General features: G+C 59.2%; 18 protein-coding genes. 8 read left to right on the top strand and 10 right to left on the bottom strand.

The window, feature by feature from the left end:
* Window positions 1-182: 182 nt before the first annotated feature.
* The 5 genes from gcvPB to GSVR_RS14495 form a co-directional block, all read right to left on the bottom strand.
* Entirely contained in the window at window positions 183-1,628 is a 1,446-nt protein-coding gene (gcvPB, locus tag GSVR_RS14475) for an aminomethyl-transferring glycine dehydrogenase subunit GcvPB (protein WP_173201634.1), read from the bottom strand.
* Window positions 1,619-2,968: an aminomethyl-transferring glycine dehydrogenase subunit GcvPA gene (gene gcvPA / locus GSVR_RS14480; RefSeq protein WP_173201633.1), complete on the bottom strand. Its 1,350-nt coding sequence runs from the start codon at window positions 2,966-2,968 to the stop codon at window positions 1,619-1,621. Before gcvPA ends, gcvPB begins: the two co-directional genes overlap by 10 nt.
* Before the next feature lie 145 nt (window positions 2,969-3,113).
* On the bottom strand, window positions 3,114-3,485 hold the full coding sequence (gene gcvH / locus GSVR_RS14485; RefSeq protein ID WP_173201632.1) for a glycine cleavage system protein GcvH: 372 nt from the start codon (window positions 3,483-3,485) through the stop codon (window positions 3,114-3,116).
* A gap of 175 nt (window positions 3,486-3,660) precedes the next feature.
* Window positions 3,661-4,752, bottom strand: a complete 1,092-nt coding sequence (gcvT, locus tag GSVR_RS14490; RefSeq protein ID WP_173201631.1) for a glycine cleavage system aminomethyltransferase GcvT — start codon at window positions 4,750-4,752, stop codon at window positions 3,661-3,663.
* A gap of 233 nt (window positions 4,753-4,985) precedes the next feature.
* The gene (locus GSVR_RS14495) at window positions 4,986-5,447 is read right to left on the bottom strand and encodes a hypothetical protein (protein ID WP_173201630.1); all 462 of its coding nucleotides are present in this window, start codon (window positions 5,445-5,447) and stop codon (window positions 4,986-4,988) included.
* Window positions 5,448-5,617: 170 nt separating this feature from the next.
* Between GSVR_RS14495 and GSVR_RS14500 the strand changes: the two genes are divergently transcribed.
* Window positions 5,618-6,859, top strand: a complete 1,242-nt coding sequence (locus GSVR_RS14500) for an HD domain-containing phosphohydrolase (protein ID WP_173201629.1) — start codon at window positions 5,618-5,620, stop codon at window positions 6,857-6,859.
* Between the two features lie 248 nt (window positions 6,860-7,107).
* Here the strand turns inward: GSVR_RS14500 and aroF are convergent, their stop codons facing one another.
* Together aroF and GSVR_RS14510 are read right to left on the bottom strand one after the other, a co-directional pair.
* Window positions 7,108-8,127 carry a 3-deoxy-7-phosphoheptulonate synthase gene (aroF, locus tag GSVR_RS14505; RefSeq protein WP_173201628.1) on the bottom strand — a complete coding sequence of 340 codons (1,020 nt, stop codon included), beginning with the start codon at window positions 8,125-8,127 and terminating at the stop codon, window positions 7,108-7,110.
* Between the two features lie 310 nt (window positions 8,128-8,437).
* On the bottom strand, window positions 8,438-9,385 hold the full coding sequence (locus GSVR_RS14510) for a chemotaxis protein CheV (protein ID WP_173201627.1): 948 nt from the start codon (window positions 9,383-9,385) through the stop codon (window positions 8,438-8,440).
* Between the two features lie 161 nt (window positions 9,386-9,546).
* Here GSVR_RS14510 and trpE point away from each other — a divergent pair, with 161 nt between their 5' ends.
* The 7 genes from trpE (at window position 9,547) to GSVR_RS14545 (ending at window position 15,833) form a co-directional block, all read left to right on the top strand.
* Complete coding sequence (gene trpE / locus GSVR_RS14515) at window positions 9,547-11,028, top strand: anthranilate synthase component I (protein WP_239077338.1); 1,482 nt, start codon at window positions 9,547-9,549, stop codon at window positions 11,026-11,028.
* Window position 11,029: 1 nt separating this feature from the next.
* A complete protein-coding gene (locus GSVR_RS14520; RefSeq protein ID WP_173201626.1) occupies window positions 11,030-11,602 on the top strand; it encodes an aminodeoxychorismate/anthranilate synthase component II in 573 nt (190 codons plus the stop codon).
* A 348-nt stretch (window positions 11,603-11,950) separates the two neighbouring features.
* Window positions 11,951-12,205, top strand: a complete 255-nt coding sequence (locus GSVR_RS14525) for a FeoA family protein (RefSeq protein ID WP_173201625.1) — start codon at window positions 11,951-11,953, stop codon at window positions 12,203-12,205.
* A gap of 3 nt (window positions 12,206-12,208) precedes the next feature.
* Complete coding sequence (locus GSVR_RS14530; protein ID WP_173201624.1) at window positions 12,209-12,436, top strand: FeoA family protein; 228 nt, start codon at window positions 12,209-12,211, stop codon at window positions 12,434-12,436.
* Complete coding sequence (feoB, locus tag GSVR_RS14535) at window positions 12,433-14,691, top strand: ferrous iron transport protein B (RefSeq protein WP_173201623.1); 2,259 nt, start codon at window positions 12,433-12,435, stop codon at window positions 14,689-14,691. Before GSVR_RS14530 ends, feoB begins: the two co-directional genes overlap by 4 nt.
* Window position 14,692: 1 nt before the next feature.
* Window positions 14,693-14,827, top strand: a complete 135-nt coding sequence (locus tag GSVR_RS14540; RefSeq protein WP_173201622.1) for a FeoB-associated Cys-rich membrane protein — start codon at window positions 14,693-14,695, stop codon at window positions 14,825-14,827.
* Window positions 14,828-15,059: 232 nt separating this feature from the next.
* On the top strand, window positions 15,060-15,833 hold the full coding sequence (locus tag GSVR_RS14545) for a dienelactone hydrolase family protein (RefSeq protein WP_173201621.1): 774 nt from the start codon (window positions 15,060-15,062) through the stop codon (window positions 15,831-15,833).
* A gap of 84 nt (window positions 15,834-15,917) precedes the next feature.
* On the opposite strand, the gene GSVR_RS14550 is transcribed toward GSVR_RS14545, so the two are convergent.
* The 3 genes from GSVR_RS14550 to GSVR_RS14560 all read right to left on the bottom strand — a co-directional run bounded on the left by GSVR_RS14550 (window position 15,918) and on the right by GSVR_RS14560 (window position 20,769).
* Window positions 15,918-16,961: a cytochrome-c peroxidase gene (locus GSVR_RS14550; RefSeq protein WP_173201620.1), complete on the bottom strand. Its 1,044-nt coding sequence runs from the start codon at window positions 16,959-16,961 to the stop codon at window positions 15,918-15,920.
* A 220-nt stretch (window positions 16,962-17,181) separates the two neighbouring features.
* Window positions 17,182-17,598: a Fur family transcriptional regulator gene (locus GSVR_RS14555; protein WP_173201619.1), complete on the bottom strand. Its 417-nt coding sequence runs from the start codon at window positions 17,596-17,598 to the stop codon at window positions 17,182-17,184.
* Between the two features lie 132 nt (window positions 17,599-17,730).
* The gene (locus GSVR_RS14560) at window positions 17,731-20,769 is read right to left on the bottom strand and encodes an EAL domain-containing protein (protein WP_173201618.1); all 3,039 of its coding nucleotides are present in this window, start codon (window positions 20,767-20,769) and stop codon (window positions 17,731-17,733) included.
* Window positions 20,770-21,002 lie beyond the last annotated feature (233 nt).

A 21,002-nucleotide genomic window follows, 5' to 3' on the forward strand; every position in this document is an offset into this window, starting at 1 on the left:
CCTGATCGGGACATTGCCGGAAATTGCGTCGGCAGCCTGCCGGAGCGTCCCTCCCCTTAGGGTAAGGGGATGACAGGTGGGGTTATGAGCAGGCGCCGCAATCGAAACAAAAAAAGCACCCCGGCAACAGCGACCAGGGTGCTTTCACTCATATCACAGACGAGCAGGAGGGTCAAATCCGCCTATTGGCAGCAGACGTTCTGCTCCCGGGCCGCCTTGGTCTCGTCCAGCCGTGAAACCGGCATGGTCAGCGGTGCGTCGCGCAACGCCTGCGGGTCGCTCTCCGCCACCCGGGCCGCTTCGATCATCACGTCGATGAACAGGTCCAGGGTGGCCTTGCTCTCGGTCTCGGTCGGCTCGATCATGATGGCCTCCTTGACGATCATCGGGAAATAGACTGTCGGCGGATGGTAGCCCCGGTCGATCAGGTACTTGGCGATGTCGATGGCATGGACGTCATGTTTGAGCTGTTTCGAGGCCGAAAAGACGCACTCGTGCATGCAGGTCATGTCGTAGGGCAGGTCGTAATAGGCCTTCAGGCGTTCCTTGATGTAGTTGGCGTTGAGCACCGCCTGCTCCGTGGCCTGAATCAGGCCTTCGCGGCCGAGCATGATGATGTAGGCGTAGGCCTTGACCATCACCCCGAAGTTGCCGAAGAAATTGGCGGTACGGCCGATGCTGTCAGAGTTATCGGTCTGCAGCCCGAGCTGCCCCTCGTCGTCCATGACGATGCGCGGTTGCGGCAGAAACGGGATCAGCGCCTTCTTCACTCCCACCGGGCCGGAACCGGGGCCGCCGCCGCCATGGGGGGTACCGAAGGTCTTGTGCAGGTTGACGTGCACCACGTCGAATCCGACATCCCCCGGCTTGACCTTGCCCATAATGGCGTTCAGATTGGCGCCGTCGTAGTACATCAGCGCATCGTACGAGTGGGCGATATCGCTGATCTCCTTGATGTGCGGGTTGAACAGCCCCAGGGTGTTGGGACAGGTCATCATGACCGCTGCCACCTCGTCGCTCATAGCCTGCTTGAACAGCTCCAGGTCCATATCGCCGTAAGGAGCGGTCGGCACGGTGATGATCTCGTAGCCGGCGATGGCGGCCGAGGCGGGGTTGGTGCCGTGGGAAGAATCGGGCACCACCACGTATTTCTTTTTGGCCTTGTTACCCTTGGCTGCATGGTAGGCGGCAATGAGCAGGATGCCGGTCATCTCGCCGTGAGCCCCGGCCAACGGCTGGGTGGTGACTTCGTCCATACCGGTGATGTCTGCCAGCATCTGTCCCAGGTCGTAGAGCATGCCCAGCGTTCCCTGGCTGCAGGCCTCCCCGCCCGGCAGAAGCGCAGTCATGGGATGGAACGGGGCGAACAGTGCCGCGGAGTTCTCCAGCACCTTGGCGTTGTACTTCATGGTGCAGGAGCCGAGCGGATAGAAGTTGGTGTCGACCGAAAAGTTGCGGCGGGAAAGGTTGGTGAAATGCCGCACCAGGTCCAGCTCGGAAACCTCGGCCAGTCCGGCCGGCTCTTTACGCAGCAGACTGTCCGGCAGCACCGGGGCCGAGGGGACATCCGAGGCCGGCAGCTTGACACCGCGCCGTCCGGGCACCGATTTTTCGTAGATCAGTTGCATGTCAGCACCTCCTCCAGCACCTTGGCCAGCATGTCGATTTCCTTTTTGGTACGGCGTTCGGTGACAGTCACCACCAGCAGTTGCTCCGAATCGGCGTAGTAGCTGCCCAGCGGCACCCCGGCAGCAATGCCCCGGCCCAGCAGCGCGGCCGACACGGCTTCGGCCGGCTTGGGCAGGCGGATCGTGAACTCGTTGAAGGTCGGGGCGGACTGCAGCACCCGTACCCCCGGCACAACGGCCAGCTGTGCCTTGGCGTACTCGGCCTTGTCCCGGTTCAGGCGGGCCAGCTCGGCCAGCCCTTCGCGTCCCACCGCAGAGAGGAAGATCAGGCCGCGCAGGGCGCACAGCCCCTGATTGCTGCAGATGTTGGAGGTGGCCTTGTGGCGCTTGATGTGCTGCTCGCGGGCCTGCAGGGTCAACACATAACCGCGCTTGCCGTTCCTGTCGACCGTCTCGCCGATGATGCGCCCCGGCATGTTGCGGATAAAGCTTTTTCGGGCAGCGATGAAGCCGAAGGAGGGGCCGCCGAAGGAAAGCGGATTGCCCAGGCTCTGACCGTCCCCCACGGCAATGTCGATGCCCATCTCGCCCGGCGATTTCAGCAGCCCCAGGGAGACCGGGTAGACCGAAGCGATGGCCAGGGCGCCGACAGCGCGGATTTCCGCCGTCAGGGAGGTAAAATCCTCGACACTGCCGAAAAAGTTGGGGTTCTGCACCAGCACGGCCGCCACGCTGTCGTCCAGCAACCGCGCCAGTTCGCCGCGATTGAGCAGGCCGTCCAAGGGTGCGATCTCGACCACCTCCACATCCAGGTTGTAGAGATAGGTTTTCAGCACCTGCCGGGAGAAAGGATTGACGCAGCCATCCACGATGACCCTGTTGCGGCCGGTCACACGCAAGGCCATCATGGCGGCCTCGGCACAGGCGGTGCCGCCGTCGTAGAGGGAGGCGTTGGAGACATCCAGCCCGGTCAGGCGGCAGATGGCGGTCTGATATTCGAACAGCGCCTGCAGGGTTCCCTGGGAGCACTCGGGCTGGTAGGGGGTGTAGGCGGTGTAGAATTCGGCCCGGCCGGAGAGATGATCGACCGCGGCCGGAATGATGTGATCGTAGAAGCCGCCACCGATGAAGTGGACCAGTCCCGGCGTGTTCTCGCCGGCAATGGCCCCCATCCGTTCGAACGTTTCGAATTCGGACATGCCGGGGGGGATGTTGAAGGTCTTGGCCCGCAATTCGGCGGGGATCGGCGCAAACAGGTCCTCGACGCTGTTCACGCCGATGACGGACAGCATCTCCCGGATCTCCTGCGGGGTATGGGGACAGTAATGGCTGTCGTTCATAATAGCTCCGTAGAGAATTCGGATCCGGTCCATCTGCTGCGTTACGTTCACCATTCGTCGCTGCGACGTACCAATGGGTACGCCTCGCTCCTCATGGTTCGCAAGCCTTGCATCTGGAGCCGGCTTCGAATTCTTGAATGAACTGCTAGAGGGTTTTCAGGAACTCGTCGTACTGTTCCCTTGTCATCAGGTTTTTCAGCTCCCCTTCGTCGGCGATTTCGATCCAGGCCATCCAGCCGGCATCCTCGGCGCTTTCGTTGACGATCTCGGGAGCCGCGTCCAGGGCCTCATTGACCTTGATCACCTTTCCTGAAACAGGGGCATAGATATCGCTGGCCGCCTTGACCGACTCGATGCTGGCCAGTGCGCCGAACTGCTTGACGACCGTACCGATCTGCGGCAGTTCCACGAAGGTGATATCCCCCAGTTCGTGGGCCGCATGCTCGCTGATGCCTACGGCGCCAATGCCCTCCTTGACCTTGACCCACTCGTGTTCCTTGGTGAAATAGATGCTCATCTGACTCATCCTCCTTTTTATATGAATTAAACAGAGAACCGACGGCAATGGAACGCGGAAAAGGCCGGATTGAAGCGGGTTGACGCGGATTTCGCAGATCTTATAAATCCGCGTCAATCCCCCGTATCTGCGAGAATCCGCGTTATTCGTCTTTGATTTTTTCTTGTTCGTTACCTTACGTCCTTACCGACCCCTCCCGGAAGAACGGCAACTGACAGACGGTGGCCTCCATGCTGACCCGCTCGTGCCGGATAATCAGGGGGGCACCCACTGAGGCGATATCAGGGCGTACAAAGCCGATGCCGATGCCCCGGCCGAGCATGGGGGAGAATACGCCGCTGGTCACGCTGCCGACCGTTTCCCCTTCGAAACAGATCTCATAGTGGTGGCGCGGCGAACGGCGGCTGTTCACTTCGAAGGCGACCTTGATGCGGGACAGCCCCTGTTCCTTCTGCTTCAGGAGCGCCTCCTTGCCGACGAACGATGTGTCGAAATTGACGAAGGATTCCAGCCCCGCCTCCAGCGGAGTGGTGTCCTCGTCGATATCGCTGCCATACAGAGAATAGCCCACCTCCAGCCGCAACACGTCCCGGGCGCCCAGCCCGGCCGGTTTGACGCGCTGGTCCTTCAGCAGCAGGTCCCACAGTTCAGTCACCTTGGCGGCCGGCAGGAAGATTTCGTATCCCAGCTCTCCGGTATAGCCGGTACGGCTGACGATCGCTTCGCAGCCGAGGATATTCATGGTGATGAATTTGAAGTAGGGGAGCCCGGCGATCCGGTCCCCGAACAGGGAAACCAGTATGTCGCGGGAAAGCGGCCCCTGAAGGTCGAGCTTGCCGGTATCGGCGCTGATGTCCCTCAGTACCCCGCCGCGCAGACGCCCCTGGATGGCAGCGAAATCCTTGGCAATGGTGGCGGCATTGACCACGATCATGGCCCTGTCCTCGGCCTGCCGAAAAACGATCAGGTCGTCGATCACGCCCCCGCGCTCGTTAAGCAGGAATCCATACCGGGAACGCCCCACCGGGATCGATTTTACCGAAAAGGTGAAGACATCCTCCAGCCCGCTGGCCTCGAAATCTCCCTCGAACTGGAATTCGCCCATGTGGCAGATGTCGAACAGTGCCACGTGGCTTCGGCACCAGGCATGTTCTGCGATGATACCTTCGTACTGGATCGGCATGTCCCACCCGCCGAAGGGTGCCATCAGGGCCTGCAGAGTCCGGTGCCGGTCATTGAGCGGCGTCTGTCGAAGCTGTTCTTCCATAGGTTTTTCTCCCCGGGGTGAGTAATCTGCGAAACCGATTTCTTCGTGTTTGTGCGCTCTGTGATAAAGTCTTTCGCGGTTACCAGGAGGCTGTAGATCCTCAAGTTGTTCACAAATGGGTAGATCGTCGCACTCGCAGGAAGCCCCGCGGAGGCGCCCGGAGGGTGAGGCCGCAGGCCGAAGTCACAAGGTGGCTGACAAAGACGACGAGATGCCTCATTTCAACAATTTATCTAGTGCTTTTTCCTGGTGTGCCTGCTTTTCTTTGCGGCACCATTGGCCAGGGCAGTGATGTCGTTCAGTTGCATCTTCCATTCCCCTCCCTCATGGGAGAGTTTGAACTCGCGGGTGCACGATTCGGCCGACCCAGGGCCCCCTTCCAGACCGATGGTGACATAGACGGTAGCTTCGGTACGCTTCTCGCTCAGCACCCTGAAGCCCTGCATTTTCTGGAAGCAGCAGGCAGGATGGATGACGCTCTCACGCATCTTCCTGGTGAACCGCTCCCGGGACATCTTGCCGCGGTGGCTCAGTTGCTCGTAGAGTTGTTCAAAATGTCCTTCACGCCACAGATCGAGCGTCCCTGACATGGCTTGCTCCAGTACAGCGGCGTCGGTTTCGGCGCGGGCTGCTGTCGGAATCAGCCCCAGCATGAGCACGAGCAGAATGAATGCGGCCTTGGGATTGAAGGACATGCTTCCTCCCCGTCCAGCAAGCGTGAAAACATCGCGCATGGTAGTGCAATTGCAGCCGCTGCGCAACCGAAAATAAACCGGGCTCACACCGGCAAGAGACACTGTTTTTATTATGAAATTTTTTTCAAGTTATTTTATAATACCGCTATTTTCGTGCAGGAGAATTTCCCATGCGAAATCGGGACGACAAGCTGAACAGGATCCTGAATCTCAGCCTGGAAATTTCAGAGATCAAGGACATCGACCTGCTTCTGGAGAAGGTCCTGGGGGAAGCGCGGGCTTTTACCGCCTGCGATGCCGGCTCGATCTACGTCAGAGAGGGAGACCACCTCAGATTCAGCTACGCCCAGAACGACACCCTGCGCAAGCAACTGCCCCCCGGCCGCAAGCTCCCCTATGCAACCTTCACCGTTCCGATCAGCAACACATCCATTGCCGGTTACGTGGCCACCAACGGGACCATTCTGAACATCCCCGACGTATATGAACTGGCCCCCGCTTTCCCGTTTTCCTTCAACCGCTCCTATGACGCCATGACCGGGTACCGCACCCGCTCGATGCTGACCATACCGCTCAAAAACATACGCGGGGACATCATCGGCGTTCTGCAACTGATCAATGCCGTGGACGCATCCGGCACAGTGGTTCCCTTCCCGCCTGATGAGGAAGGCATCATCCTGTATTTCGCCAATAACGCTGCCAGCGCTATCGAACGGGCCAAAATGACCCGCGAAATCATCATGCGGATGAACAAGATGGCCGAAATGCGCGATCCAAAGGAAACCGGTCCGCATGTCAATCGTGTGGCTGCCTATGCTGTGACCCTCTACGAGGCCTGGGCGCAGAAGAAGGGGATTCCCCAGGAAGAGATCGACAAGAACCGCGATGTGCTGCGCATGGCGGCCATGCTGCATGATGTGGGCAAGGTGGCCATCTCCGACACGATCCTGAAAAAACCGGGACGCTTCACGCCGGAGGAGTTCCAGGAAATGAAGCTCCATACGCAGCATGGTGCCAATCTGTTCGCGGATATCTATTCGGATTTCGACGAATCGGCAGCCATTGTCGCCCTGAACCACCACGAGCGCTGGGACGGCAATGGGTATCCCGGGCATGTCGACCCGATCACCAGACAGGCACTGCCGGGCTTCGAGACCGAAAACGGCGGCGCCCGCGGCAAAAAGGGGGAGGAGATCCCCCTTTTCGGACGCATCGTGGCCCTGGTGGATGTTTACGATGCACTGTCGTGCCGGCGCTGCTACAAGGAGGCCTGGGACGAGGAGAGCGTTCTGGGGGAGCTCCGGGCAGGGTCGGGCAAGCAGTTCGATCCGGAACTGGTGGAGGTCTTCATGGAGTGCATCGACACGATCCGCCAGGTCGAAAAGCTCTACCCTGATGAAGAAGCAGGTTGAGATTGAGGAAAATCTGGAACAGGAGTTCTTCACCTCAACCCCAACCTCAATTTAACCTTAACCCTGAATCCGTGAAGCCTTTCAGCCTTCACTCGCTACCCATGCCTCTGCTCTTGCATTTCCAGTATAAGCAGCATTTCACCGTCGGTGAGGCGGCATTGCCGGCATTAAGCGGAACCAGCGACGATCGAGCCTCGGCATGACGCTCACTCCGGCTTCCATGCTTCACGGATTCAGATCACTTGCCTCTACAGGCTTTTTCCCGCCGCTTCGGCGAACAGCTTCAACCGTTCCATCATCATTTCGAACTTCTTGGGTTTCAACGACTGCGGCCCATCACTGGAGGCATGCTCCGGGTCGGGGTGCACCTCGACGATCAGGCCGTCCGCGCCGGCCGCCAGGGCTGCGTAACACATGGGAGCTACGTAGTGGTGATTACCCGTGCCGTGGGAGGGATCGATCACCACCGGCAAATGGGTTTTTTCCTTGAGAACCGGTATGGCCGACAGGTCGAGAGTGTTGCGGGTGGCGGTTTCGAAGGTCCGTATGCCGCGTTCGCACAGGATCACCGACTGGTTGCCCTCGCTCATGATGTACTCGGCGCTCATCAGGAACTCCTGGATGGTCATGGACATGCCCCGCTTGAGCAGCACCGGCCGTTTGAGCTGCCCGACCTTTTTCAGCAGGGCGAAGTTCTGTGAGTTGCGGGCACCGATCTGCAGAATGTCGGCGTATTCAGCCACCAGATCGGCGGTCTCGGGATTGATCACCTCAGTCACGATCGGCAGGCCGGTCAGTTCGCGGGCCTTGGCCAGGAGTTTCAGCCCATCCTCCTCCAGCCCCTGGAAAGAATAAGGAGAGGTACGTGGCTTGAAGGCTCCGCCACGCAGTACGTGGGCACCGGCCTGCTTGACCGCCAGGGCGGACTCGATGATCTGTTGCTCGCTCTCGACAGAGCAGGGGCCAGCCATCATGATCACCCGATCGCCGCCAATGGACACCTCGTCGCTGATCCGCACCACGCTCGGCTCTTTTTTGACCTCCTTGGAGGCCAGCTTGTACGGCTGCAGGATCGGCACCACCTTTTCGACGCCATGCATCGATTCCAGGCTCTGCAATACGGCCTTGCCCCGTTCGTCCCCCACCGCGCCGATCACGTCCCGAGTGGCTCCATGAATCACGTGCGGCTTGTACCCCAGTTCGCGAATGCGCTTCAGCACCTCGTCCCGCTCCTTTTTGACCGCACCCGCCTTCATAACGATGATCATGCCTGCTCCCCTTTCCCACAAAAGAACAGGGCCGGAAGGTTGTCCCCCGGCCCTGTCCACGCATTTTGCGCGTCAAATGGAAAAAACCGGGGAGACTTTCGTCTGCCCCGGTTTCTGTGGTGTGTGTTGTGGTCGCCTTTTAAAGCTTACACCCCTACCCGGGCAGACGGCTTAAAATAAAAGCCGAACCAAAAGTAAAAGGAATAAGCGTTAAAAAAGCGGTTGGAATTCATGCCGGCTACTTAATCACAGGCTTCAAATGCTTGTCAAGGAAAAACCGCGGCGGTCCGTGGCAGACTTCGCCGGGTGTTCAATATGCGGCCAGTTGATCAGCCACCTTGACCAGGTTCGGCAGGTCAGGCTTGGTCAGGATATGATTGGCGCCCAGTCCGATCCATTTGCGCTTGTTATCGTCGGAAGCCAGCGAAGAGAAGATCACGACCGGCAGCTCCTTGACCGTTTCCGTCTTGCGGACCAGCGACGTGAGATGCAGTCCGTCCATCTGGGGCATCTCCACGTCGGTGATCAGCAGGCTCAGGATGCTCCTGACATCCACCCCCTGCATCTCGCTTTCGGCAATTTTGCGCTGGATCATGTCCCAGGCAGCGGCGCCGTCTTCCGCCTCCTCGACCACATAGCCGGCACTACGCAGAGCGCTGCACATGGTGTGGCGGATGAAGGCCGAATCGTCGGCTACCAGCACGATTTTATGGGCGCGGTTGAACTCCACCGCCTGATGGATCGTATCCTGATCGAGCGGCCGCAACGCGCTCTCCGAACAGAGCTCGCCGACGATTTTCTCGAAATCGAGCACAAGAATGATGCGGTCATCCATTTTGACCAAGCCGGTTACCTGATCGCTGTGCACCGATTTTGACGGCGGCTCGACATTTTTCCACGAGATGCGGTAGATGCGGGAGACGGAATGCACCAGCACCCCTACCATCAGGTTGTTGAATTCGAGCACGACCACCCGGTCGGCCACCATGTCGCCGGTGTTCTTGCCGAGCACCATCGCCAGGTTGATGATCGTGATGACCTTTTCCCGCAGTTTGATCATGCCTTCGACACCGGGCTTGGCATTGACCACCCGCGACAGCTGGGGCAGCCTGATGATCTCGCGCACCTTGGCAACGTTGACGCCGTAATAGCAGGGAACCACGTTCCCCTGGCCGTCGACCTCATCGATACGGAATTCAACGATTTCCAGCTCGTTGGTATCGCTTTCCAGCAAAATCTTGTTACTGGCTATGGCCATGAGCATGCCCCCTGCGAAAATTTTGCCGACTATACCATGAATCGCCGTGAAGTGACAGATGCATTTTTAATAAATCGGGGCAGCCCTGAAATCACGGGACGGCCTTGACACCGGTGGGGCCTCGTGTTAGCGTTATTCGCCCATATTAAAGGAGATCCGCGGTGCTCACCACCTGCCCCGATTACCCCACATTCCTCACCCTTTCCCGTCAAGGCAACCTGATACCGGTCTACCGCGAAATCATGGCAGACATGGATACGCCGGTCACTGCCTTCAAAAAGCTCGATGACGGCCGCTTCGGCTTTCTGCTGGAAAGTATCGAGGGGGGGGAAAAATGGGGGCGCTACAGCTTTCTCGGCTCCAGTCCTTCACTGATCGTCCGTTCCCGCGGAAACCGGGTCGAAATTATCGAAAACGGCGCCGCTACCACGATCGAGTCCGCTGATCCCCTGAACTGCATCCGCGACCTGCTGTCCCGCTTCAAGCCGGTGGAGGTCGAAGGGCTGCCCCGTTTTTTCGGCGGTGCCGTCGGCTACATGGGCTACGACATGGTGCGGCATTTCGAGCGCCTGCCGTCGGACAAGCCGGCCCTGATCGATGCCTATGACGCCTATTACCTGATAACCGATACCATCGTCATATTTGACAATGTCCGCCAGAAGATCAAGGTGGTTTCCAACGCCCATCTGGACGGTGACACAACACCCGAGCAGGCCTATAGCGATGCGACCGGGAAGATCGATGCCATCATCCGGCGCCTGCGCATGCCGCTCCCGACCGGCACTTCGCCCGCCGCGGCCAGTCCGGTCCAGCTCAACTCCAACGTCAGCCGTGCCGATTTCGAGGCTGCCGTGGAAAAAGCCAAGGAATACGTCCGTTCCGGCGACATCATCCAGGTCGTGCTTTCCCAGCGCTTCAGCGGGGAACTGTCCGCCGACCCGCTCGACATCTACCGTGTGCTGCGTACCCTCAATCCCTCGCCCTACATGTTTTTTCTGCGCCTGGATGATACGGTCATTGCCGGCGCCTCTCCGGAGGTCATGGTCCGCAAGGAGGGGGAGAGGGTCGAACTGCGCCCTATTGCCGGCACTCGTCCCCGTGGGGCCACCATCGAGGAGGACGCGCGCCTGGCCGAGGAACTGCTGGCCGATCCCAAGGAACGGGCCGAGCACGTCATGCTGGTGGACCTGGGCAGAAACGACCTGGGACGGGTCTGTGACACCGGCACGGTGGAGGTCTCCGAGCTGATGGTGGTGGAGCGCTATTCTCACGTCATGCACATCGTCTCCAACGTCCATGGCACCCTCTCCGGAGGCCGCGACTGTTTCGACCTGGTGCGGGCCACCTTCCCGGCCGGCACCCTTTCCGGCGCTCCCAAGGTACGCGCCATGCAGATCATCGACGAGCTGGAACCGGTACGGCGCGAGGTCTATGGTGGCGCAGCCGGATATTTCTCGTTCTCGGGCAACATGGATCTGGCCATTGCCATCCGCACCCTGGTCATCAAGGACGGCATGGTGCATCTCCAGGCCGGCGCCGGCATCGTGGCCGATTCCGACCCCGCGGCCGAATGGCAGGAAACGGTCAACAAGGCCAAGGCGGCCCGCCGGGCGATCGAAATAGCCGAAGGGGGGCTGGAATAACATGCTGCTGATGATCGACAACTACGATTCCTTCACCTATAACATCGTCCAGTATTTCGGCCAGCTGGGCGAAGATGTACGCGTTTTCCGCAACGACCGTATCACCCTGGAGGAGATCGAAGCCCTCAATCCCGAACGGCTGGTGATCTCTCCCGGTCCCTGTTCCCCGGAGGAGGCCGGCATTTCCGTCGCCGCCATCCGGCACTTTGCCGGCCGGATCCCCCTGCTGGGGGTCTGTCTCGGTCATCAGGCCATTGGCGCCGCTTTCGGCGGCACGGTCACGCGCAGCGTTTCGTTGATGCACGGCAAAACCTCCCCCATCCATCACAACGGCCTCGACCTGTTCCAGGGGCTTCCCAATCCGTTCCAGGCCACCCGCTATCACTCGCTGATCGTTGAGCGCACCTCGTTGCCGGACTGCCTGCAGGTCACCGCCTGGGTCGAAAACGGCGAGATCATGGGGATGCGTCACCAGGACCTGCCGGTGTGGGGTGTACAGTTTCATCCCGAATCGATCCTGACTGAAGGGGGCATGAAGCTACTCAGCAATTTCCTCGAAATTTCGCGTACCTGAACTTTTCGCCCCCCCTCTCCGTCCCGCGTTTCGCCACGCCACCGCGCAGTCGTAACCTTGCCCTATCCGCACACCACTTTTCTGAAAAAATTTTCTTGACAATTTCATATTCGTCCGTATTATTGAAATTGAATTTCATTTCCGCACTCATTATCCAGCACACAGAGTGACGGTGCAATGAATCCGTATTCCCGCCGTTCAGTTCCCTTCCGGCAGTAAAGCAGACTCTGAAACAATGCGGCACCAGCCACCGTCAGTACTGATCGTGCGCTGTGCTTGAAAACGAATTTCACTATCTACGGAGGCTCTATCCTCCTGAGTGCGATGTGCACGACGAAAGGAACATCGATGATACCACTTGGATTGCTGAGCCCCGGCGAAAAGGGTGAAATACTGGCAGTCAGGATCACCACCAAATCCGGCTCTGACCAATGCTGCCAGGAGCAGCTCAAATGCGACTGCCGGGTCGAGGACATGGGGCTGCGGGTCGGCAAGTGCGTTGAGATGCTGACCAATGGCGGAGGTCCGGTACTGGTCAAGGTGGATGAGTCGAGGATAGCGGTGGACCGCGGCATGGCAATGAAAATCATGGTAAGGAGATAACGGATGAATCTGGCACAGCTGAAACCGGGGGAAACGGGAACGATCGCCGCCATTGGCGCCATCGGCCCCCTGAAGCGCAGGCTGATGGACATGGGGGTTCTGGTCGGGGTGGATGTCAAAGTACTGAAGGTCGCTCCGCTGGGAGACCCGATCGAGGTCAGCATCAAGAGCTACAACCTCTCCCTGCGCAAACAGGAAGCCGAGGGCATTGCCGTGGAGGTCTTCAAATGAGGGCACAGACGCAAAGCGCGCCGGCAATCGAACAGGAAGAGCGCCCGAATCGCAAGGGCACTCTGCGCCCGGTGGAAAAGCGCACCATCACCGTGGCAGTGGCCGGAAACCCCAACTCGGGCAAGTCAACCCTGATCAACGCCATTGCCGGAACCCGGCTGCAGGTCGGGAACTGGGCCGGAGTAACGGTCGAGAAGAAGGAAGCAATTTTCGAATACGAAGGGCAGCGGATCCGCCTGATCGATCTGCCCGGCACCTACTCGCTCTCCCCCTATACCCAGGAGGAGATCATTGCCCGCGATTACCTGGTGCACGAGCGTCCCGACCTGGTCATCAACGTGGTCGATGCCACCAACCTGGAGCGCAACCTGTACCTGACCGTGCAGATCATCGAACTGGGGATCCCGGTGGTGATGGCGCTCAACATCTATGACGAAGCGCAGGCCAAAGGGTATCGCATCGATCTGCCCGGGCTCGAAAAGATGCTTGGCATCACGGTCGTCCCCACCTCGGCCACCCGCAAGGAGGGGTTGGACAACCTGCTGAAGGGGGCACTGTCAGCGGCCGACAATCCGGAGAGCCATACCCCTCAGCAACTGCACTATGGTCTGGATATCGAGGCTGCCGCAAAGCTTCTGGCCGAAACGCTGAAGGCCAATCACCCGGCGCTGCTGGAGCGGTTTCCCCAACGCTGGCTGCTGCTGAAGCTGATGGAGGGGGATGCGCGGGTCGAGCAGGAGACGGGTCTCGGAGGGGGAGCGCTGCTGGACGAAGCGCTGCACCACCTGAAACATGCCCATGGCGACGATGTGGAAGCGGTCATGGCGGATGCGCGTTATGCCCTGGCTTCGGGTCTGACTCGCGAGGTGCTGCACAAGCCGGAGCTGCGCAAGATGGAGCTGACGGAAAAGATCGACCGGGTGGTTCTGAACCGCTTCCTGGGCATTCCGATCTTCCTGGCAGCCATGTGGATCATGTTCAAGCTGACCTTTGACATGTCCAAACCCTATGCCGACTGGATCGGGCAGATGATCTCCGGTCCCTTCAAACGCTGGTCCGAAGCGTTGATCGGGCTGGTTCACGGCCCTGACTGGACCGTATCGCTGGTCAACGACGGCATCATCGCCGGGACCGGCAACGTGTTGGTATTCGTACCGGTGATCTTTGCCATGATGTTCTTCATAACCTTTCTGGAAGGGAGCGGTTACATGGCGCGGGCCGCATTCGTCATGGACCGGGCCATGCACGCCATCGGACTGCACGGCAAGTCGTTCATTCCGATGCTGCTTGGCTTCGGGTGCAACGTGCCGGCCATCTACGCCACCCGCACCCTGGAAAATCCGCGCGACAAGGCGCTGACCGCCCTGCTGGTTCCGCTCATGTCGTGCGGAGCCCGCCTGCCGGTCTATGTGGTCTTCATCGGCGCCTTCTTTCCCGGCCATGCCGGAACGGTGCTGTGGTCGCTGTACGTGCTGGGGATCGTCCTGGCGATCCTGATGGGGCTGATCTTCAAACGTACCCTGTTCAAGGGCGAGGCGCCGATGTTCATCATGGAACTGCCCCCCTACCGGATGCCTTCGTTCAGGAGCCTGATGATCCACACCTGGGAAAAGGGCAAGCACTTCCTGATCAAGGCCGGCACCTACATCCTGGCAGTATCGATCCTGGTCTGGTTCCTGCTGAACCTTCCCTGGGGTATCGAACAGAAGCGTGATTCCTACCTGGGCAAAGTCGGCCAGGCAGTTGCTCCGGTGCTGTCGCCGCTCGGATTCGGCACGTGGGAGGCCAGTTCATCGCTGGTGGCCGGACTGATCGCCAAGGAGATCGTGGTCGGCACCATGGGCGAGATTTATGTCCACAAAACCGAGGAGAAGAAGCAGGAGCCTAAACCGACCTTCGGTGAAGATCTCAAGGAGGTGGCAACGTCCTTCGCCAAAGCCACCCAAACCTCGCTCGCGAACGTGGTATCCACCATCGGCATCAGTACCATTTCAGCCGAGGAGGATGCCGAAAAGGCGGCTGAACGGGCACCGCTCAAGGCGGTCCTGAAAACTCAGTTTACCCCCCTGTCGGCCTATGCCTTCATCGTATTCGTACTGCTCTACATGCCGTGCGTGATCGCAGCTGTGGCAATGGTGCAGGAATTCGGCACCTGGAAATGGTACGGGATCGCCTTCGGCTATCAGATGGTATTAGCCTGGGGGGCCGCCTTCCTGGTCTACCAGGTCGGCAGCCTGTTGGGATTGGGGGTCTGACATGGGAACTATGGATATGATCATTGCAGGCGTGATACTGGCTGGAGCCTTCTGGCTCCTGTACCACTCCATCTGGAAGAAAAAGGGGCATTGCCCGGGAGGCTGCGGCAGCGGAGGATGCTGCGACAAGAAGTAGCACACCCGGAGGAAAGATAGTGATTGGGCGCATGAAAGAGAGCCCGCTCACTTCCGCAAGCAGGGGGGACATTGGTTCGTCCCCCTGCTTTTTTTGTGTTCCGCTTTTCAGCTCCTCGCCATTGGAAGCAGCGCCCTTCTCCGACCGCCGCCTCCCCTTCCCCGCCATGCTATAATTTCATAATCAGACGTATGCGACACCGATCATATCCGTAGCGGTAAAGGAGGCTGTCATGAAATACCTGTTCCTGGTGCTGACAATGATCGGACTGGCGGCGAATGCGGAGGCGGCCGTCAAAACTCAGGTCATCGAATACAAGCAGGGGGACACCCTGCTGGAAGGTTACCTCGCCTGGGATGATGCCGAAGCCGGCAAACGTCCCGGCATACTGGTGGTGCACGAATGGACCGGTCTGGGCCCTTATGTGAAGAAACGGGCCGAGATGCTGGCCCGCATGGGATATGTCGCCTTTGCAGCCGATATCTACGGCAAGGGGGTGCGCCCCACCCAGGCTGAAGCCGCCAAAGTTGCGGCCATTTACAAGGACGACCGCAACCTGATGAGGGAGCGGGCCAAGGCGGGGCTGGAAACGCTCAAGGCCCAGAAACAGGTAGATCGGAACCGCCTGGCAGCCATCGGCTACTGCTTTGGCGGCACCACCGTACTGGAGCTGGCACGCTCGGGAGCCGACCTGAAAGGCACGGTCAGCTTCCACGGCGGTCTGGCAACTCCAAACTCCGCTGACGCGAAAAACATCACGGGCAGGGTCCTGGCGCTGCATGGCGCCGATGACCCCTTTGTGAAGGCAGACGAGGTGGCCGCTTTTCAGGACGAGATGCGCACAGCGGGGGTCGATTGGCAACTAAACATCTATGGTGGCGCGGTACACGGCTTCACCAATCCGGAGGCAGGCAACGACAACAAAAAGGGCGCGGCCTACAACGAAAAGGCCGACAAGCGTTCCTGGGAAGCGATGAAGGTTTTCTTCAGAGAGATATTCAGATAACGCAGGACTTCCGGGTCGAACCCGCAACCTCCGGTGGTACCATCTTCCGGAGGTTGCGGTGTTCAACGGATCCCGGCAGTCGCCTTACAGGACGGGACGGGGAGTGGTTTCGCTGCTGGGGGGAAGAATCGGATACACGACCTTGGGCTGCTTGCCGGTCAGGCTCCCCAGGAAGGCGGCGATGTCGTCGATCTCCCCGTCATTGAGCTGGATGCCGAACTGGGCCGATCCCATGATCGCCACCGCCTCCTTCAGGCTCCAGACCGCACCGGAATGGAAGTAGGGATAGGTGAGCGCCACGTTACGCAGCGAAGGGGAACGGAACACGTACTCGTCCTGGGCGGTGTTGGTGACGCTGAACCTCCCTCTGTCGCCGCGCGGCAGGATATTTTCCGACGGCTTGGCCACAACACCGAACGGGTAGTAGCCGGTTCCTCCCAGATTTATCCCGCCGTGGCAAGCCACGCACCCCTTGTCGATGAAGAGTTTCAGGCCGGCTGTTTCCCTCTTGTTGAGTGCCTTCTTGTCACCCTTGAGATAACGGTCAAAGGGGGCGTCGGGAGTGACGAGCGTTGCCTCGAAAACCTCGATGGCCTTGGCCATGTTATCAAAGGACACCGGATCTTTATCGGCCGGGAAGGCGGCTTTGAAGAGCTTTACGTACTCCGGCATGCTGTTGAGCGTCTTTACGACCTGCTCGGGAGTGTTGTTCATCTCCACCGAGGCCTGCACCGGCCCCTTGGCCTGCTCGGCCAGGTCCTTGGCACGGCCGTCCCAGAACTGGGCGGTGTTATAGGCGGAGTTGAGCACGGTGGGGGCGTTGCGCGGGCCTTTCTGCCAGCCGTGGCCGGTAGAGGTGATCTGCAGGTCGCCACCGCCGACGCCGACGTTATGGCAGGTATTGCAGCTGATCAGGTGCGATTTGGACAGGCGTGGATCGAAATACAGCTTGGCACCCAGTTCCACTTTGGTCGGGGTTGCCGGATTGCCTTTCAAAACCGGCGGCTTGGCAGGCATGGGTTTGAAGAGCGCCTTGGCGCGGGAGAGCAGGTCTTCCGCCGCCACGGCTTGGCCTGCGGCGGCGGCAATGGCAAGCGTCACAGTGAACATGGTGCACAATCGTTTCATCGGTTCTTCCTCCTTGCTGTAATGATAGGGAGCATTGCTCCTCGGGATGCCATTCAATTCGGGCCGGATTACCCCGTTTTCGCCGCTTCCTGCTGCGCGACTCTTCCTCATGCTCCTGTCTGCCTCGCGAATCGGGTGCGGCTTTTGTCCCCGTACCCTGGAAAGCAATACCGCCAAACAGGAATCATTCCTATGTAGTGTGCAAAAAAAATGACGCGGATCACCGACACTGGCTGCACAAGCCGTAATACTCGAGGCGCATGTTGTGGGCCGCGAAGCCGGTGTGACGTTCAATGACATCGGGTGCCACCGGAACTCCATCCGCAAAATCCTCTATCTTGCCGCACCCGGTACAGATCAGATTGAGATGGCTGGCGGTATCCCTGTCGTAGCGGTTGTCCATTCCCTCAAACTCAAGTTCTCTGATCAACCCGAGTTTTTTGAGGAGCGCCAAGGTATAGTATACCGTGGATAAGCTGATGTTGGGGCACTTCACGCGGGCCTTGTTGAAGATGGTCAAGGCCGAGGGATGGCTCCTGTCGCACGTCAGCAGCTCGATGACTTCCAGGCGCTGGGAGGTGAGTTTCACCCCCTGGGCCCTCAGTTCCTTGAGAATGTGATGTTTGTATTCGTTCATCGAGATGACCCGCCCCAACCAGGAATGATTCCTATTCGCGAAGACTATGTACCAGAGCCTTCCGACTTCTGTCAAGATTAAATTCCGCAAAATTTCTGCCGTACATCACCCGCGACAGTGACCACGCCCCATTCAGGCGCGGTTTCGCAAAAATTCCGGCACCTCGCCAGGGGGCATCGGACGGCTGAAGAAATATCCCTGCACGATGTCGCACTGCTGGTATTTGAGAAAATCGAGCTGGGCCTTTGACTCGACCCCTTCGGCAATGACCTCCTTGCCGAGCGTATGGGCCAGGGCAATGGTTGCCGCGGCAATGGCCGCATCATCGGAATCGCTTTCGATATCCTTCACGAACGAGCGGTCGATCTTCAGTCGGTTGACCGGAAAGAGTTTCAGATAACCGAGCGAGGAGTAGCCGGTGCCAAAATCGTCGATGGCCAGCTCGATCCCCATCTCCCGCAGGATTCGCAGATGCGTGATGACCGCCTCCGGATTGTCCATGGCAGCGCTTTCGGTGATTTCCAGCTCCAGATGATGGGGAGCGATTCCGGTCTCGGCAATGATTTCCGCCACCAGGCTGGGGAAATTGCCCTGTTTGAACTGCCGCGCCGACAGATTGACCGCCATTCTGAGCGGCGGCAGCCCCTGCGCCTGCCAGGCAACCAGTTGCCGACAGGCGGTTTTGAGTACAAAGTCGCCCAGCGGCAGGATCAGCCCGGTCTCTTCTGCGATGGGAATGAACAGGCCGGGGGCGATGAGCCCCCGCTGCGGATGCTGCCAGCGGACCAGGGCCTCCATGCCGATCACTCTTCCGGTTGCCAGGTCGATCTGGGGCTGGTAGTGCAGCAGGAACTCCTGGCGCTCGAGGGCTGCCCTCAGATCGTTCTCCAGCAGGAGCCGCTCGTGCACGGTAGAGTTCATTTCCTGCTTGAAAAACTGGTAGTTGTTGCGCCCTTTCGACTTGGCATGGTACATGGCCAAGTCGGCGTTCTTCATCAGCTCCTCGATCGTCTCGCCGTCATGCGGAAAAACACTGATACCGATACTGGGAGTGATATGCAGGTCATGCCCGTCGATCCGGAAGGGTTGGGACAGAGCCTGCTGGATCTTGCTCACGATATGGGCCGATGCTACCCCTGACCGTACCTGTGGGAGTACGACCACGAATTCGTCGCCACCCAGCCGGGCGACGATATCTGCGCTGCGCACCGCTTCCGAGAGACGGGCAGCCACGTCAATCAGCAGTAGGTCCCCCACGTGATGCCCGAGCGAGTCGTTGATGTTCTTGAAGCGGTCCAGGTCGATGAACATGACAACCAGGTGCAGGGAGGAACGCTTGGCCTGTTCCAGGGCCTGGGCGAGCCGTTCCCTCAGGCTGAAACGGTTGGGCAGGTTGGTGAGGGGGTCGTGGTGCGCCAGGTGCTCGATCTTCTGGGCTGCCTGCTTGCGATCGCTGATGTCGGTAAAACCGGCGATGTAGTTGGTTATTTCCCCTTCTTCGTTCCGCACCACCGAGATTGCCAGCCATTTCGGATAGAGGCTGCCGTCCTTGCGTTTGTCCCAGATCTCCCCTTGCCAGAAACCGTCCCTCAGCAGGGTTTCCCACATCGAAACATAGAACTCCCTGGTTTCCTTGCCCGACTTGAGGATTTTGGGGTCCTTGCCCAGCGCCTCCTCCTGGCTGTAGCCGGTCAGAGTGGTAAATGCGCCGTTGGTGGCAAGTATCTTGTTGTCCGGGCCGGTGATGACGAGTGCCTCGCCGCTGTGTTCGAACACCCGCGCCATCAGGCGCAGCTTGTCCTCGGTTTCCCGGCGGACCGTGATGTCCGAGAAAATGACCGCAAACTGGCCTTTGCCCGGACTGAAGGCCCAGACATCGAAATACTTGCCGATGGCTCCCGAATAGTCCTGGAAAGACATCGCCTGGCCGGTCGAGGCCACCATGTCGTACTTCTCGATCCAATACGGCTCCACCGTGGGCATGACCTCCCTCACGGTTCTGCCCAGCAGGTCGGAGGCCGGGATGCCGGTCAGCCTTTCGAAAGCCGGGTTCAGCTCCAGGAAGCGATAGTCGCATGCCGAGCCGTCAACGCCATAGATCATTTCGTGCAGCGCAAAACCGGTGGTCATATTTTCGAACAGCAGGCGATACCTGCTTTCACTCTCACGCAGTTTGTCGAGATCTGACTTCCGGCGGTTCCAGGCATGGTAGAGCAGACCGGAACCGATTACGGTGGTCAGGCAGAAAAGCAGGATCAGCAACACCGCCTTTGATGCCTCATTGCGCCATTCGGTCAGGTAATCGCCGGTGGAAAGGCCGACGATTATGTAGGCGGGATATTTCACAATCTTACGGTACGACACTGTCCGGTGGATCGAATCAAGTCCCGTCCTCGCGCTGAACGTTCCCCGTTCGGGCCGGTCCTGCAGCATCTTCGCAAACTCGGCCGACACGATTTTGTTGCCGATGGCGCTGTCGAGCCCATTCGGTTCCGGATAGCGGATGATTTGGCCAAGATCGGGCTCCCGCATGCTCACCACCCCGCGCGGTCCCAGATCCAGCGTTGCGAACAGCTTCCTGAAATGCTCCAGAGGAATGACGGCATAGATTACTCCGGCAAAGGAACCGTCCTGCCGATTCAGCCGTCGGGCAAAGGTAATGACCCACTTGCCGCTGATGCGCCCCAGCATCGGCTTGGCGATCACCAGTCCGGGGTTCTGATGGGTGCGCAGGTGAATGAAGAAGTCGCGGTCCGCCAGGCTGATGCGGGAACCGGGGGGTACGCCGATCCCGTACCGGATAACGCCGTGATCGTCGGCGATGCGGAGGCTGTCCAGTTCCGGTTGGCAGGCGTATTCCCGACCAATAAGACTATTTATCTCCTTTTGATTGACGGTTTTCGCGGACAAAAGACTTTCTGCCTGATGCGCAGTGGTGAGCAGGGTGAGATCGATCCTCTCGACGATGCCGGAGATGTTCTGTTCCAGGACCTGCGCCAGGTTCTGGGTGACGATCTCCGCCCGGCTGCAGTATTGGGCGCGGCTCTGCAGCAGCAATACGCCGGAGATGGCGACGATGAAGAGGTTGATGAACAGCACGAGTACAGCCAGCCGGATGATGTACGTGCGGCCGGGCAGATCCGTTTTGGGTGCAGTTGGCGAGGGTTTCATGGATCTTCCCCATCGTCCAAAACCGACTTGTTCCGCTCGCATATCGCAGAAGCATCCGGGAAAGATTGAACGATGAACGAGGTATTCGCGGGAAAGGCAAAACCGCAATTCACCTGGTCCGACAAACCAGGTTCAGCGACTGTAGCGTAAAACGATCTTGTTGGCAACAGGGGGGCAAACGCACCTGTCAGAAGTTGTCAGATATTGTTAGTTGTTGTGGGTGTTAAAAAACG

The organism is Geobacter sp. SVR, assembly GCF_016865365.1.
GTDB lineage: Bacteria > Desulfobacterota > Desulfuromonadia > Geobacterales > Pseudopelobacteraceae > Pelotalea.